This is a genomic window from Streptococcus sp. DFI.7.26 (assembly GCF_022240605.1).
GTDB classification, from domain to species: domain Bacteria; phylum Bacillota; class Bacilli; order Lactobacillales; family Streptococcaceae; genus Streptococcus; species Streptococcus xiaochunlingii.
This window is the reverse complement of sequence record NZ_JAKOGN010000002.1, coordinates 366,283-381,607: the sequence shown is the minus strand read 5'-3', so window position 1 is coordinate 381,607 and position 15,325 is coordinate 366,283. Positions and strand designations below refer to the sequence as shown.

Below are 15,325 nucleotides of genomic sequence, written 5' to 3'. Positions count from 1 at the left end.
GTGGCAAAAGAATCAAATTAAACAAGACCTTGGGCAATCATCGCATTTGCGACATTTTCAAAGGCTGCGATATTAGCACCCGCAAGGTAATCTTTACCAAGACCGTAGGTTTCTGCAGTTGTTTTAGCAGTGTTAAAGATATTGGTCATGATGTCTTTCAAGCGTCCATCCACTTCTTCACGTGTCCATGAAAGGCGGAGGCTGTTTTGGCTCATTTCAAGAGCAGATACAGCAACCCCACCAGCATTGGCAGCTTTAGCAGGTCCGTAAAGGATGCCGTTTTCTTTGTAGACTTTGATCGCATCAAGGTCGCTAGGCATGTTGGCTCCTTCAGAAACAACTTTTACCCCTTGAGCAACCAAGCGTTTCGCTGCTTCACCGTTGATCTCGTTTTGAGTTGCACATGGAAGAGCGATATCATAGTTACCAGCGTAAGTCCATACAGATCCTTCGTAGTAAGTAGCAGTTGGTTTTTCAGCAGCATACTCAGTCAAACGAGCACGGCGTTTTTCTTTGACGTCTGTAAGAAGGTTGAAGTCAATACCGTTTTCGTCGATCACGTAACCATTTGAGTCAGATACAGAGATAACAGTTGCACCAAGTTCAGTTGCTTTTTGAAGAGCGTATTGGGCAACGTTACCAGAACCTGAGATTACGACTTTCTTACCAGCAAAGCTGTCGCCGTTGGCCTTGAGCATTTCTTCCGTATAGTAAACCAAACCATAACCAGTTGCTTCTGGACGGATCAAGCTACCACCGAAACCAAGAGGTTTACCAGTCAAGACACCGGCATCAAATTGGCGAAGACGTTTGTATTGTCCGTAAAGGTAACCAATCTCACGTCCACCAACCCCGATATCACCAGCTGGGACATCAAGAGAAGGACCGATGTGTTTTTGCAATTCAGTCATGAAGCTTTGGCAGAAACGCATCACTTCAGCATCTGTTTTCCCTTTAGGATCGAAGTCAGATCCACCTTTACCACCACCGATAGGAAGACCAGTCAAAACGTTTTTGAAGATTTGTTCGAAGCCGAGGAATTTCAAAATCCCTTGGTTAACTGTTGGGTGGAAACGAAGTCCGCCTTTATATGGTCCAACAGCTGAGTTAAATTGAACACGGTAACCACGGTTAACTTGAACCTTTCCATCACGGTCAACCCAAGGAACACGGAAGCTAATCACGCGCTCAGGCTCAGTGATACGTGCCAAGATGTTTTCTTCGATATATTCTGGATGTTTTTCAAATACAGGTTCCAAAGTGCTAAGGAACTCTTCAACAGCTTGAAGGAATTCCGCTTCATGGCCGTTGCGAGCTTTTACGGTTTCGAAAGTGCTTTGGATATATTCTTTTGCAGTTGTCATCATGTTTCTCCTTTTTTCATTGAAACGAATTCCAGCAGGTTAGCGAACTTACTGGTATATGGAGGCACTGCTGAAAGCAATGTCATGTTTTATTACGTCGATAATTATAGCAGACTTTTTTTGACTTGTAAAGAAAAAAGTTGAATTTTCTGAAAATTTTCACAACTGCCTATGAAGTGGGAAAAAATGGATGCGAAAGGACGATAGGATTGGAAAAATGTCTGATTTTTCCCCTCTATATAGAAAATAAATGGATAACATTTATGGTAATTTTTTCTATTTCCGTACGTTTCTTGCTCTTTTTTGGTTTTCTAGTCATGAATCCTCCTTTTCGTGCTATAATGGCTGTAAGAATTCATTTCAAGGAGAAGAAGATGGTATCGACAAAGACGCAAATTGCTGGTTTTGAATTTGACAACTGCCTGATGAATGCGGCAGGTGTGGCCTGTATGATCACTGAGGAATTAGAGGAAGTGAAGAATTCCGCTGCTGGGACCTTTGTGACCAAGACAGCTACCCTGGAGTTCCGTGCTGGAAATCCAGAGCCACGCTACCAAGATGTCCCACTGGGCTCAATCAATTCGATGGGGCTACCTAACCAAGGCTTGGACTATTATTTGAATTACCTATTGGAGTTGCAAGAAACAGATCCCGATCGGACTTTCTTCCTATCTCTTGTCGGCATGTCTCCTGAGGAAACCCATACCATCTTGAAAAAGGTGCAAGAAAGTGATTTTAAAGGTTTGACTGAATTGAACCTTTCCTGCCCCAATGTCCCAGGAAAACCTCAGATCGCTTATGATTTTGAGACGACGGATCGGATCTTGTCAGAGGTCTTCGCCTATTTCACCAAACCTCTTGGCATCAAGTTGCCACCTTATTTTGATATCGTTAATTTCGACCAAGCGGCAGCAATCTTTAACAAATACCCGCTCAAGTTTGTCAACTGCGTCAACTCAATCGGTAATGGCCTTTACATCGAGGATGAATCCGTTGTGATCCGTCCGAAGAACGGCTTTGGTGGGATTGGTGGCGAATACATCAAACCAACGGCTCTGGCCAATGTCCATGCCTTTTACCAACGGCTGAATCCAGAAATTCAGATTGTGGGGACTGGGGGCGTCTTGACTGGTCGCGATGCCTTTGAACATATCCTTTGTGGCGCGAGTATGGTACAAATCGGAACCACGCTTCATAAAGAAGGAGTGGGGGCTTTTGACCGCATCACTGCAGAACTCAAAGCCATCATGGAAGAAAAAGGCTACCAAAGCCTAGAAGACTTCCGTGGAAAATTGCACTACATTGACTAATTTTTTGAAAAGAACTTCCTCGAGTGGAAACTTGGGGAATTTTTTATAGTTTCTTATCCAGAGACAACATTCTGTTCCTAGTTTTAGAGATTTTCCATTTTTATAGAGAGAAAAAGGTGTACAATGGAGGTGAAAAGGAAGGTGATTTCGATGGGAGAAAGGGATGTGATTCAAGAGGCGAGAACGAAGATTGAAACTCTCCAAACAGCCTTTTCTAGGGAATGCAAAGCCAATCCTGATGCCTTTCGATTTAAAGAAAATCTAGATCAGATGTTGAAAGTTTTATTGAAGGCTCAAAGGATAGACAATCGCCTGTTGATCGAGTTGGAGAAGTTTTATCAGGCCGCCAGTCTATTGATTGGTCTGGGTGGGCTAGCATTGAACGAAGAAACCTTTCAATCTTGGCGAGCTTATGATCACTGGCATTACGAGGTTGTGAAGCCTCAGTTACAGGTCTACGGACCGACGGTGGTTTTGTAGTTGATGCTAGCTTTGTGTTTATCCACAGATATTCAAAGGATGTGTGGGACATGTCTCTCATGCATGATTTTTTCCATCAGTTTTTAGTGTCTCTACGAAATCTTGCTTATTCGCTCTTTTTCTTATTTGAAAAATAAGTGGGAGTGCCTTTATCCCTTTTACTAGTATAGTAGAAGGGATTTTTGATGCAGAATCCTTGAAAATCTGAGGCTCTTGGATTATGATGGAGCTAATAGATGTTAAGCGTTCCTCTTAGGGAATGCAGGAAGCGAGGAAAAAAGATGGCAGAGATTTATCTAGCAGGTGGCTGTTTTTGGGGCTTAGAGGAGTATTTCTCTCGGATCCCCGGTATAGAAAAGACGACGGTGGGCTATGCCAATGGCCAGGTAGAAACGACCAATTACCAATTGATCAAGGAAACGGATCATGCAGAGACTGTACAAGTCGTCTATGATCCAGACAAGATTACTCTACGAGCGATTCTGCTCTACTTTTTCCGTGTGATTGATCCCTTGTCCGTTAACAAGCAGGGAAATGATAGAGGCCGCCAATACCGAACCGGTGTTTATTACCTAGATGAGGCAGATCGTCAGGTCATCGCCCAAGTGTTTGCGGAGCAAGAAGAGCAACTGGGGCGCAAGATCGCGGTGGAGTTAGAGTCCTTGCGTCACTACATCCTGGCTGAGGACTACCACCAAGACTACCTCAAGAAGAATCCTGGGGGTTATTGCCATATCGATGTGACGGATGCAGCCCAACCCTTGATTGATCCGGCAGCTTATCAGAAGCCAGATCAAGAAACCTTAAAAGCGAAACTGACAGCAGAGCAGTACCAAGTCACTCAAGAGAGTGCGACGGAACGTCCTTTCCACAATGCCTATGATCAGACCTTTGAAGAGGGAATCTATGTGGATATTACGACTGGGGAGCCTCTCTTCTTTGCCAAGGATAAGTTTGCGTCTGGCTGTGGCTGGCCAAGTTTCTCCCGTCCTATTGCCAAAGATGTCATCCACTATTACCAGGATCATAGCCACGGAATGGAGCGGATCGAAGTTCGTTCCCGCTCAGGCAATGCCCATCTAGGCCATGTCTTCACCGATGGACCCAAAGACCAAGGTGGCCTTCGCTATTGCATCAATTCGGCCTCTCTGCGCTTTATTCCAAAAGAGGAAATGGAGCAAGAAGGTTATGGTTATTTGTTAAAGGCTTTGAAATAAGAGGGCCTTTCTATTAAATCGAAAAACGGAGTTTATGATGAAAAATAGAAATTTGTGGTTAACAATTTTTTCACTTTCGGCTATGGTAACTCTGATTGGATTAGGATTTACTGCCTATAATCATTTTGTATTCCATCAACCTTTTATGAATCGGACGACAAAAGGGTTGCTTTCGGCCTTTTTCCTAAGTCTTGTCATGGTTGCGATTAGCTTGTCCAAATCAAACGATAAGAAGTGATGATTGATCATTTACATGAATTAATCAACTGTGCAGGAGCAGGACGATGAAGCGTTTCTAAACAATGGCGCTTCTGTCCTGCTCTCTTTTTTCTCTTCTTAAAATTTGTGATACAATGAAGAGAAAGCATTTCAATGAATACTAGGTTTGATGTGGTTTTAGTGGCTCATTGTATAAACCTGAGATGAGAAAGTTGGAATGTTAGAGAAGTGTGAGAATGTAAAAGGTACCATCAAGATGCTAGGGAGAGGCCTTTGACAAGTGCAAGAGAAATAGGAAGAGAAGATGATGAAGAATTGGAAGGATCTCTTAAAGAGATGGAGCGAGCTTGGGAAAGATATCCTCAGGATGCTCAACGACTGGCTTGATATTGGCTTGGGAAAGGTGACCGCTTTTCGCCTGACCAACGAACAGTTTGTCTATGGTTTGCTGATTACAGTATTTGCGGCAGCAAATCTGGTCTTGTGGGTTCAAAAATGGAATGGTTTTCCCATTACAGCGCTAGAAATGCCGGAAGTCGTTGAAAAGCAAGAAGAAGTTCATCCGGATCAGTTACCTCATACGGCTCGGATCATGGCAAATGGAGATCAACTCTATCATGACTTGATTTATATGAGTGCCGCCAAGGAAGATGGAAGCTATGATTTTTCTGAGAATTATCACTATGCTCAGGAATGGTTGAAGCAAGGGGATCTGGTCTTGGGGGATTTTGAAGGGACCATTAATTCGGATTATGGGCTTTCGGGCTATCCGATTTTCAATGCCCCTGGGGAGGTAGTTGCTTCGATTAAGGAGGCAGGTTATCAGGTGATGGATCTGGGACATAACCATATCCTCGATTCTGGCTTGGAAGGGCTGTTTTCGACTGCCAAGGCCTTTGAAGACGCGGGGATCCAAACGATTGGTGTCTACCCACATGAGACGAGAGATCAAGCCCCTATCCTGATCAAGGAGGTAAATGGAATCAAGATTGCGATCTTGGCCTACTCCTACGGGTTTAATGGGATGGAATATAATCTAGAACAAGAGGACTATGACAACCGTCTATCGGATCTCAATGAGGAGCGGATGCGTCAAGAAATCCAAAAAGCTGAGATGGAAGCAGACATGACCATTGTCATGCCTCAGATGGGGAATGAATATGAGTTAGAACCGACAGAGGAACAAAAGGAGCTATACCATAAGATGATTTCTTGGGGGGCGGATATCGTCTTGGGTGGTCATCCTCATGTCGTCCAGCCTGCTGAGATTGTGGATAAGGATGGGCAACAGAAATTGATTGTTTATTCTATGGGGAATTTCCTTTCCAACCAGCGCATGGAAACCATGGAAGGGATAGACAATGCGCAATGGACCGAACGGGGTGTCCTGATGGATATAACCATTGAGAAGGTAGGGCGCAAGACACGGATTAAAACGGCTACAGCTCATCCTACTTGGGTCAGCCGGACTCCAAAGGACAGTTATTCTCCTGAAGGCTATGAACTCTATCATTTCCAGACCTATATCTTGGAGGACTGGATTGAAGGAGGCAAGTATCGGGACCAATTGGATGATGAAACAAAGGCGCGTGTTGATACAGCCTATCAAGAAGTGAAGGAACGTGTGAATCTGAATTGGCAGTAGGAAGGGGCGAATGTAGGAATGGATAAACTTGGATGGTTACCAATTGGATTTGTTGGACTGATCATCATTATGGTTCTAACAAATTGGATATCAACGATTCGTCTGAGAAAAAAATTAGCCAAGGCTTGGGAGGGAAAACCTTTTTTTATAAAAAATGATAGTGAAGAGAGTTTAGTGGAAACGATGCTTTTGGCATCTACACTCCAGCCAACGGATAGTCAAGTAGATGGTCAAACTTGGCATGATTTAGACATGCATAGAGTCTTTGATCAGCTAAACTATACACAGTCTAGTATAGGGGCTGAGGCCTTGTATCAGAAGATGCGTTTGATAAACTTTCAACCAGATGCATCTTTGCAGGAGTTAGAAGATTTCTTTGAACATCACCCGGATCTTCGTCTGAAGGTTCAGGTTGTTATGAACCAGTTAGGAAAAAAGAACCACAATATGGCTAGAAGTATTGTGGCGAATCCAGGGAAGCAAGATTCGAGGATCTATCTTTCTCTCTATCTTTTTTTAGCGTGTTTGCCAGTCCTCTCTCTTTTCTTTCTTCCGTTTTTTCAAATTCAAGCCATGTCAGTCTTGATAGCGAGTGTGACGTTTAATATCATTTTTTCGAGCATTCGGAATTGGTCGAATAAAATGCGCTTGGATCAAGTTAGTTACCTGGTTCGCATCTTTGCTTCAGCGGAAAAGCTGAGCCGTCTAGCGCTACCAAAACAAGAAGCCTTCAAACAGGCTGTCCAACCATTTAAGAAGACGAAAGTCATTTCCAGCATCTTACAAAGTCCAACAGGAAGCTCCGAGATGGAAATTATCCTGATTTATCTTAATTTTCTTTTCTTAATTCCGCAGATTGCCCAAATCTATATCTACCAGCAAGTGAGGACTCATCAGATAGAAGCTCAGGGAACAATCAATCTTTTGGGGGAATTGGAAGTAGCCATCAGCCTTCTACGCCATAAGCGTGATGGTAATTTGGTTTGTCATCCCAATTTTAAGGAAGAAGCTGGGATTAAAGGAAAGGGGATCTACCATCCTTTACTAGCGGATCCGGTTGCTAATGACGTCACTTTTGAAAAAAATATGGTGATCAGTGGAGATAATGCCTCCGGAAAATCCACTTATTTGAAAATGGTAGCCATTAACTGTATTTTAGCGCAGGGCTTGGGCTTCGCTTATGGTGACAGTTTGGAGCTTTCTTATGGACATGTCATGACCTCTATGGATGTCAGCGATGATATCGAGGTTGGAGATAGTTATTTTATTACAGAGAGTAAAACAATTCTCCGAATGATTGAGAGTCTGGAAAAGTCAGGTTTTCATTATTTCTTTATTGATGAACTCTTTAAGGGAACCAATACCATTGAGCGAATTGGGTCTGGCTTAGGGATTGTCCGCTGGCTATCGAGACACGATTGCTTGTATATGATTTCGAGTCATGATATTGAGCTAGTTGCAGCATCTGGTGCAGTAAATGATAATTATCATTTTGACAGTCGCTATGTTGACGGGAAAATCGTCTTTGATTATCAGATAAAGCAGGGAGCAGCAGTAACGAAGAATGCGGTCAATACATTAAAAAGCCTCTATTTTCCTTCGGAAATCACTCGAACTTCCCAAGAATTAATTGTACAATATGAAAAAACAGGGAAATGGTCTTTAAATAGAATGTTGAGTGATAAAGAGGAAGGTTGCTAGGTTGTATCAGATCTTCTGTTGAAAAACATTAAAAGCACATAAAACGCAAACTTCACTTGTGTTTCATGTGCTTTTATTATTTGTTCTATTGGTTAAAGACAAGCTTTTCGGTATTGGCTTGGAGTAACCTGATAGTATTTCTTGAACTGGCGATTAAAGTTTGAGAGGTTGTTGAAGCCGGATTGGCTCGCGATATCAATGATTGCCTGATCGGAATGCTGGAGGAGATGGGCTGCTTTTTTCAGTCGATATTGAATGATATACTCCATGCAAGAGAGCCCTAATTGTTTCTTAAAGAAATTCATGAAGTGGGTCGGGCTAAAATGGCACAGCTCTGCCAAATGCTCGATCATGAGCTCCTCTTGGTAATGGTTTGAAATATGGTCGAGGACCAAACGGATTTTTTCTTCTCTCCGGTAAGCGTCCGTTGAGAACTTCTTCTCGACGATATAGTTATGGGAGAAGAGGAGATAGAGGAGTTCATTGAGCTGGGATTTAAGTCGGAGTTCATAGAAGGGGCCTTGTTCTCTTCCGTTTGCCATACAGGTTAAGAGGCTCTGTTTGATTTCTTCGTAACCGGGTGATTGGGCTTGAATGCGTCGGACGAATTCAAAATCCCCATTGTAGAGGGGTTGTAAATATTTTAGAGTGGCGATATTTTTATGGGTAATCCCAATCAGGTCCAGATTAAAATGCAGGACATCCATAGTATGAGAAGAACTCTGGATGGGGTGGATGGAGTGGAGGGCATTGGGGCGGATCAAAATAATATCACCAGGCTGACTATTAAAATATTCATAGTCGATATGGAACTGAGCAGTCCCTTCATTGACATAAATAATCTCAATATCGGTGTGCCAGTGAAATAAGATATCTGGCTGTCCATTTTGGGTGCTAATCTGTTTGATTGAAAAAGGGAAATCGCTATTGGTAAAGGATGTTTGGCGGTATAAAGTCTTTGTGTTCATGCCTACCTCTTAGATCTTTTTCGGGAGTAGCAGACGTTTTTACCAGGTGTGTGAAAGGGTCTGCTAGTTACTTCATACAGGGAAAATCTACTATCTATATTATAATAAAATTGGACCAAAAATTAAAGAGGATTCGATGGAATTTCTTAAATTTTAAGGAAGGAGGAGAGGGGCGATTTAAGGGAGAGAAGTCTCCAAAATGATGAGGGAATGGTGTATAATAGGGGAAAGATGGAAAGAGGTGGCAGTATGCTACAAATGATTGCGACAGATATGGATGGCACTCTGATGGACGAGCAAGGAGAAGTAGACCATGAGCGCTTGAGCCGTATTTTGGATCAGCTAGACCAAAGAGGGATTCCCTTTGTCATTGCGACAGGGAACGGCTATAGCCGTATGGCTCATGTATTGGGAGACTTGAAAGATCGCGTCACCTTGGTGCTGGCCAATGGGGCACGGATATTAGAGAAGGGAAAGCTCATCCGAGAGTGTAGCTGGCCGGAAGAGCTGGTGCAGGAGGTCTTGCAGTATCTAGAAGGCCGAGAAGAAGAACTCCATCTGGTCGTTAGTAGCTTATCGGGAGGCTATGCTAAGAAAAGAACAGAGTTTCCTCTTTTAGAGCAATTGATGACGCCTGAGTTAGCGGCTGCTTTTTACAAACGGATGTGCTTTGTGGATGATTTGACCCATGAACATGGCGAGCAAGTTTTGAAGCTAAGTGTCGTCACGGAGACTGAAAAAGTCGAAGCCTTTGTGCAGGAGTTACGAGAAAAGTTTGGAGAGCGCCTGCTTCCAGCAGCTAGTGGCTATGGAGCCATTGATATTCTGCAACCGGGTGTCAATAAGGCTACAGCCATTCAATTCTTAGAAGAACGCTGGGGCGTGGATGGTGGGCATCTGATGGCATTTGGCGATAGCCAAAACGATGTCGAGATGCTTGAGTTAGCGACTCATTCCTATGCAATGGAAAATGCGGATCTCCATGCGCGACAAGCAGCCCGCTTTACGGCGCCTTCTCATCAGAATCATGGGGTCTACGAAGTCATCGAAGCTTACTTGGATGGAAGGCTCAGCTTCGACTAGGACCTTATCCTACCTTGCACAGTTTCTACTATACGAATCGAAAGGAGTCTTTATGGCTGTACAATTATTGGAGACCTGGCTGTTAAAAGAACAGGTAAAAATACAGAAGAATTACCGAGAACTGAATCAAAATCCTTTGAGGGAACCCGATATTCTTTTTATAGGAGACTCTATCATCGAATACTATCCCCTTCAAGAGTTGTTGTTGACGGATCAGTATATGGTGAACCGGGGGATTAGAGGCTACAAGACAGACCTCTTAAGAGAGAATCTAGATGCCCATATTTTCGGTCAAGCAGTGGATAAGGTTTTTTTACTGATCGGAACTAATGACATTGGCAAGGAAATGCCCCTGTCGGAAACCATTGATAACATGAGCATCATACTGCAGGAGATGGTACGACTCTTGCCTTTGGCGCAAATCAAACTCCTTTCGGTTCTTCCTGTGAATGAGGGAGAGCCCTACAAGGGGACAGTTTATATCCGGACCAATCAGAAGATTCAGACCTTGAACCAGGCCTACCACGAATTGGCCCAAGGGATGATAAATGTTGAATTTATCAATGTTTTTGCCCATTTTCTTGGAGAGGATGGTCAGCTCAAACCGGCTTATACAACAGATGGTCTTCATTTAACAATTGAAGGATACAGGATCTTGAGTAAGGCTCTTCAAAGCGAAATATAACCCATCCTAGCAAGGAAAATGATTTTCCAGCTAGGATTTTTTATGTCTTCTATAAAACAGTTTGGCAAAACATTCTATTTTGTACTAATTCTACAACTAACAAAAACCTTGTCCTTATTCGGTTTTTGACTTCTGTTATAAAATAGTTGGCAGAAACAGAACAGATTTTTGCTTTGTGTTATGTAATAGTTCCAGGTGTTTAGTGAGCATATTCTTATACAAGGGCAATAAAACGTGATAAATTGATATAGTAAAGTTATTTGAAACGTTTTCACTCTTTGTCGAATTCAGTTCAAAGACTGACAATTATTTTATTGAAGGAGAGTTATCATTATGACTCAAGGGAAAATTACTGCATCTGCAGCAATGCTCAACGTATTGAAAACATGGGGCGTAGATACTATCTACGGTATCCCATCAGGAACACTTAGCTCATTAATGGACGCTTTGGCTGAAGACAAAGATATCCGTTTCTTGCAAGTTCGCCACGAAGAAACAGGTGCTCTTGCAGCGGTTATGCAAGCTAAATTTGGCGGATCTATCGGTGTTGCAGTTGGTTCAGGTGGACCTGGTGCAACTCACTTGATCAACGGTGTTTACGATGCAGCTATGGATAACACTCCATTCCTTGCTATCCTTGGATCACGTCCAGTTAACGAATTGAACATGGATGCCTTCCAAGAATTGAACCAAAACCCAATGTACAACGGTATCGCTGTTTACAACAAACGTGTAGCTTACGCTGAGCAATTGCCAAAAGTGATTGACGAAGCTTGCCGTGCTGCCGTTTCTAAAAAAGGCCCAGCTGTTGTTGAAATCCCAGTAAACTTCGGTTTCCAAGAAATCGACGAAAACTCATACTATGGATCAGGTTCATATGAGCGTTCATTCATCGCTCCAGCTTTGAACGAATTTGAAATCGACAAAGCTGTTGAAATCTTGAACAATGCTGAACGTCCAGTGATCTACGCTGGTTACGGTGGTGTTAAAGCTGGTGAAGTGATTACTGAATTGTCACGTAAAATCAAAGCACCAATCATCACAACTGGTAAAAACTTTGAAGCCTTTGAATGGAACTACGAAGGATTGACAGGTTCTGCTTACCGTGTTGGTTGGAAACCAGCCAACGAAGTGGTCTTTGAAGCAGACACAGTTCTTTTCCTTGGTTCAAACTTCCCATTTGCTGAAGTTTACGAAGCATTCAAGAATACTGAAAAATTCATCCAAGTGGATATTGACCCTTACAAACTTGGCAAACGTCACGCCCTTGACGCTTCAATCCTTGGTGACGCAGGTCAAGCAGCGAAAGCTATCCTTGACAAAGTGAACCCAGTTGAGTCTACTCCATGGTGGCGTGCAAACGTGAAGAACAACCAAAACTGGCGTGATTACATGAACAAACTCGAAGGTAAAACTGAGGGTGAATTGCAATTGTATCAAGTTTACAATGCAATCAACAAACATGCTGATCAAGACGCTATCTACTCAATCGACGTAGGTGACACTACTCAAACATCTACTCGTCACCTTCACATGACACCTAAGAACATGTGGCGTACATCTCCACTCTTTGCGACAATGGGTATTGCCCTTCCTGGTGGTATCGCTGCTAAGAAAGACAATCCAGATCGCCAAGTATGGAACATCATGGGTGACGGTGCATTCAACATGTGCTACCCAGACGTGATCACAAACGTTCAATACGACCTTCCAGTTATCAATGTTGTCTTCTCAAATGGTAAATATGCCTTCATCAAGGACAAATACGAAGACACAAACAAACACTTGTTTGGTTGTGACTTCCCTAATGCTGACTATGCGAAAATCGCTGAAGCGCAAGGTGCTGTAGGATTTACAGTTGACCGTATCGAAGACATCGATGCAGTTGTTGCAGAAGCTGTTAAATTGAACAAAGAAGGTAAAACTGTTGTGATCGATGCTCACATCACTCCACATCGTCCACTTCCAGTAGAAGTACTTGAGTTGGATCCAAAACAACACTCAGAAGAAGCAATCAAAGCCTTCAAGGAAAAATACGAAGCTGAAGAGCTTGTACCATTCCGCCTCTTCTTGGAAGAAGAAGGGTTGCAATCACGCGCAATCAAATAATCCTGCTCGTCGAAAATCAAATGTAAACTGCGTTATCTTCACCTTGCCGTACTCCAGTACTGTCTGCGGTTCGATGCCTTGTTTATACTTTGATTTTCTTAGAGCAGAACTTGAAAAGATCGGAGCAATCCGGTCTTTTTCTGGAGGATAGTAAATGAATTTAAATCAATTAGATATCATCGTTTCAAATGTTACCCAAGTATGTGCCGACTTGGAGCGTATTTTTGATAAAAAAGCCGATTATGTTGACGACAGTTTTGCTCAGTTCACGATTGGCAGTCACTGTCTCATGTTATCCCAAAACCATTTGATACCTTTGGAAAATTTCCAGTCAGGAATCATTCTTCACGTTGAAGTTGAGGATGTAGAGCAGAACTACCAACGGTTGAATGATCTTGGTATCCAGGTTTTAAATGGTCTAGCTGTAACTGATTGGGGAACCGAATCCCTGCTAGTAAGTGGTCCAGCAGGTCTAGTGATTGATTTTTATCGTATGAAATAGGAGGCGTGGTCATTTAACGTCAACCTTAGCTATTCTTAAATTAGAATTTGAGAAAATGAACTATAGAAAAGATCGGAGCCATCCGGTCTTTTTTATTAAAGACAAAATCTTCTTTGAAACTTTCCTTAGGTGAGTACGGACGTTAGGTGAAATTATCCAGTGGATGATTTCAGCAATCCAGGAAGTTCCATGACTTAGTTTTGAACCTAAAGTTTCAAAACTCCCGAGTGCCAGAAACAATCGTGTTTCAAGCACTTTTCTCACGGCGGAAAGTTTCAGTAGATGATTGAATAATTCTAACGAATAAAATTTTTCTATATTTAACAGAATTTATTAGATTTAAGAAAGCCAAATATTATATTTGGCAAAAGAGTATGCATTTTAACAGATCGGATTCGTCCGATCTGTTTTCTTGTATGAGTGTGTTAGATACCTTAGAATAGTATCAGTTTTTCCTAGGATGTTGTAAGACTTTCGGGTTAAAGAGGGATATAATAGAACTATCAAATCAAGTGAGGTAGAGAGATGACCGATAAACTTCAATTTCCAGATGGTTTTCTTTGGGGTGGGGCGACGGCTGCTAACCAGTGTGAGGGAGCTTATAATGAAGATGGCCGTGGCTTGGCCAATGTGGATGTGGTACCGATTGGTCCTGATCGTCACGCCATTATTACGGGTCAGAAAAAGATGTTCGACTTTAAAGAGGGCTATTTTTATCCGGCTAAGGATGGCATTGATATGTACCATCGCTACAAGGAAGACATTGCGCTCTTTGGGGAAATGGGCTTTAAAACCTATCGCTTGTCCATTGCCTGGTCTCGGATTTTCCCTAAAGGGGATGAACTGGAGCCAAATGAAGCAGGTCTACAGTTCTATGAAGACCTCTTTAAGGAGTGCCATAAGTATGGCATTGAACCCTTGGTGACCATTACCCACTTTGACTGTCCCATGCATTTGATTGCTGAGTATGGAGGTTGGCGTAGTCGCAAGATGTTGGAATGTTATGAACGTCTCTGCCGGACCCTCTTCACTCGCTACAAGGGCTTGGTCAAATACTGGCTGACCTTCAATGAAATCAATATGATCCTTCATGCGCCATTTATGGGAGCGGGTCTCTGCTTTGAAGAAGGGGAGAATGAGGAGCAAGTCAAATACCAGGCGGCTCACCATGAGTTGGTCGCTTCAGCCATTGCTACCAAGCTAGCCCATGAGATTGATCCTAACAATAAGGTTGGCTGTATGTTGGCAGCTGGGCAAAACTATCCGCATACCTGTGCTCCGCGAGATGTCTGGGCTGGTCTAGAAGAAGACCGCAAGAACTATTTCTTTATCGATGTGCAGGCGCGTGGGGAATACCCTAACTATGCCAAGAAAGAGTGGGAGCGTCAGGGTATCACGGTCGAGATGACCGAGCATGACCTTCAATTGTTGAAAGACCATACAGTTGACTTTATTTCCTTCTCCTACTATGCCAGTCGGGTCGCTTCAGGGGATCCAGCTGAAAGGGAAAAAACAGCGGGCAATATCTTTGCTTCTCTGAAGAATCCCTACCTAGAAAGCTCAGAATGGGGTTGGCAGATTGACCCTCTTGGTCTCCGCATTACCCTCAACACCATCTGGGATCGTTATCAAAAACCCCTGTTTATTGTAGAAAATGGACTAGGCGCCATTGATACTCCAAATGAAGCCGGGGAGATTGAGGATGATTACCGGATTGACTACCTCGCAGCCCACATCAAGGCCATGCGGGATGCTATTCATGAAGATGGCGTTGTCCTCTGGGGCTATACAACTTGGGGCTGTATTGACCTGGTCTCTGCCGGGACAGGAGAAATGAAGAAACGCTACGGCTTTATCTATGTCGACCGAGACAACGAAGGCAAGGGAAGCTTGGAGCGCTCCCGTAAGAAATCCTTCTATTGGTACAAAAAAGTCATTGCGACCAATGGGGCTTCTGTTGAATAAAAGTTTTCGGTCCTTGCTGGCCGATTCTCTCCTATAAACGAAAAAGCTTAGAATCCCAATTTCAAGCTGGGGTCCTA

The 15,325-nt window shown here is 43.1% G+C and carries 13 protein-coding genes; 11 read left to right on the top strand and 2 right to left on the bottom strand.

Going from position 1 to position 15,325, the window contains the following annotated elements:
* Positions 1 to 17 precede the first annotated feature (17 nt).
* On the bottom strand, positions 18 to 1,364 hold the full coding sequence (gene gdhA, locus L0M85_RS04490; RefSeq protein WP_048688639.1) for an NADP-specific glutamate dehydrogenase: 1,347 nt from the start codon (positions 1,362 to 1,364) through the stop codon (positions 18 to 20).
* A gap of 374 nt (positions 1,365 to 1,738) precedes the next feature.
* Here gdhA and L0M85_RS04485 point away from each other — a divergent pair, with 374 nt between their 5' ends.
* The 6 genes from L0M85_RS04485 to L0M85_RS04460 all read left to right on the top strand — a co-directional run bounded on the left by L0M85_RS04485 (position 1,739) and on the right by L0M85_RS04460 (position 7,936).
* A complete protein-coding gene (locus L0M85_RS04485) occupies positions 1,739 to 2,674 on the top strand; it encodes a dihydroorotate oxidase (protein WP_238656554.1) in 936 nt (311 codons plus the stop codon).
* A gap of 123 nt (positions 2,675 to 2,797) precedes the next feature.
* Entirely contained in the window at positions 2,798 to 3,154 is a 357-nt protein-coding gene (locus L0M85_RS04480; RefSeq protein ID WP_048688644.1) for a hypothetical protein, read from the top strand.
* Between the two features lie 281 nt (positions 3,155 to 3,435).
* On the top strand, positions 3,436 to 4,371 hold the full coding sequence (gene msrB / locus L0M85_RS04475; protein WP_048688646.1) for a peptide-methionine (R)-S-oxide reductase MsrB: 936 nt from the start codon (positions 3,436 to 3,438) through the stop codon (positions 4,369 to 4,371).
* Positions 4,372 to 4,408: 37 nt separating this feature from the next.
* Positions 4,409 to 4,609, top strand: a complete 201-nt coding sequence (locus tag L0M85_RS04470; protein ID WP_048688684.1) for a hypothetical protein — start codon at positions 4,409 to 4,411, stop codon at positions 4,607 to 4,609.
* A gap of 348 nt (positions 4,610 to 4,957) precedes the next feature.
* The gene (locus tag L0M85_RS04465; protein WP_238656566.1) at positions 4,958 to 6,235 is read left to right on the top strand and encodes a CapA family protein; all 1,278 of its coding nucleotides are present in this window, start codon (positions 4,958 to 4,960) and stop codon (positions 6,233 to 6,235) included.
* Between the two features lie 18 nt (positions 6,236 to 6,253).
* Positions 6,254 to 7,936, top strand: coding sequence for a hypothetical protein (locus L0M85_RS04460; protein WP_342751247.1), 1,683 nt, complete (start codon positions 6,254 to 6,256; stop codon positions 7,934 to 7,936).
* A 92-nt stretch (positions 7,937 to 8,028) separates the two neighbouring features.
* Here the strand turns inward: L0M85_RS04460 and L0M85_RS04455 are convergent, their stop codons facing one another.
* A complete protein-coding gene (locus tag L0M85_RS04455) occupies positions 8,029 to 8,904 on the bottom strand; it encodes an AraC family transcriptional regulator (protein WP_048688652.1) in 876 nt (291 codons plus the stop codon).
* Between the two features lie 249 nt (positions 8,905 to 9,153).
* Here L0M85_RS04455 and L0M85_RS04450 point away from each other — a divergent pair, with 249 nt between their 5' ends.
* From L0M85_RS04450 to L0M85_RS04430, 5 genes are all read left to right on the top strand, one after another.
* Positions 9,154 to 9,987: an HAD family hydrolase gene (locus L0M85_RS04450; RefSeq protein ID WP_238656551.1), complete on the top strand. Its 834-nt coding sequence runs from the start codon at positions 9,154 to 9,156 to the stop codon at positions 9,985 to 9,987.
* Positions 9,988 to 10,039: 52 nt separating this feature from the next.
* Complete coding sequence (locus tag L0M85_RS04445) at positions 10,040 to 10,672, top strand: SGNH/GDSL hydrolase family protein (RefSeq protein WP_238656550.1); 633 nt, start codon at positions 10,040 to 10,042, stop codon at positions 10,670 to 10,672.
* Positions 10,673 to 11,005: 333 nt separating this feature from the next.
* Complete coding sequence (spxB, locus tag L0M85_RS04440; protein ID WP_227038209.1) at positions 11,006 to 12,781, top strand: pyruvate oxidase; 1,776 nt, start codon at positions 11,006 to 11,008, stop codon at positions 12,779 to 12,781.
* Between the two features lie 154 nt (positions 12,782 to 12,935).
* Entirely contained in the window at positions 12,936 to 13,283 is a 348-nt protein-coding gene (locus L0M85_RS04435; protein ID WP_238656549.1) for a VOC family protein, read from the top strand.
* A gap of 525 nt (positions 13,284 to 13,808) precedes the next feature.
* A complete protein-coding gene (locus L0M85_RS04430; RefSeq protein ID WP_238656548.1) occupies positions 13,809 to 15,248 on the top strand; it encodes a 6-phospho-beta-glucosidase in 1,440 nt (479 codons plus the stop codon).
* Positions 15,249 to 15,325: the final 77 nt, after the last annotated feature.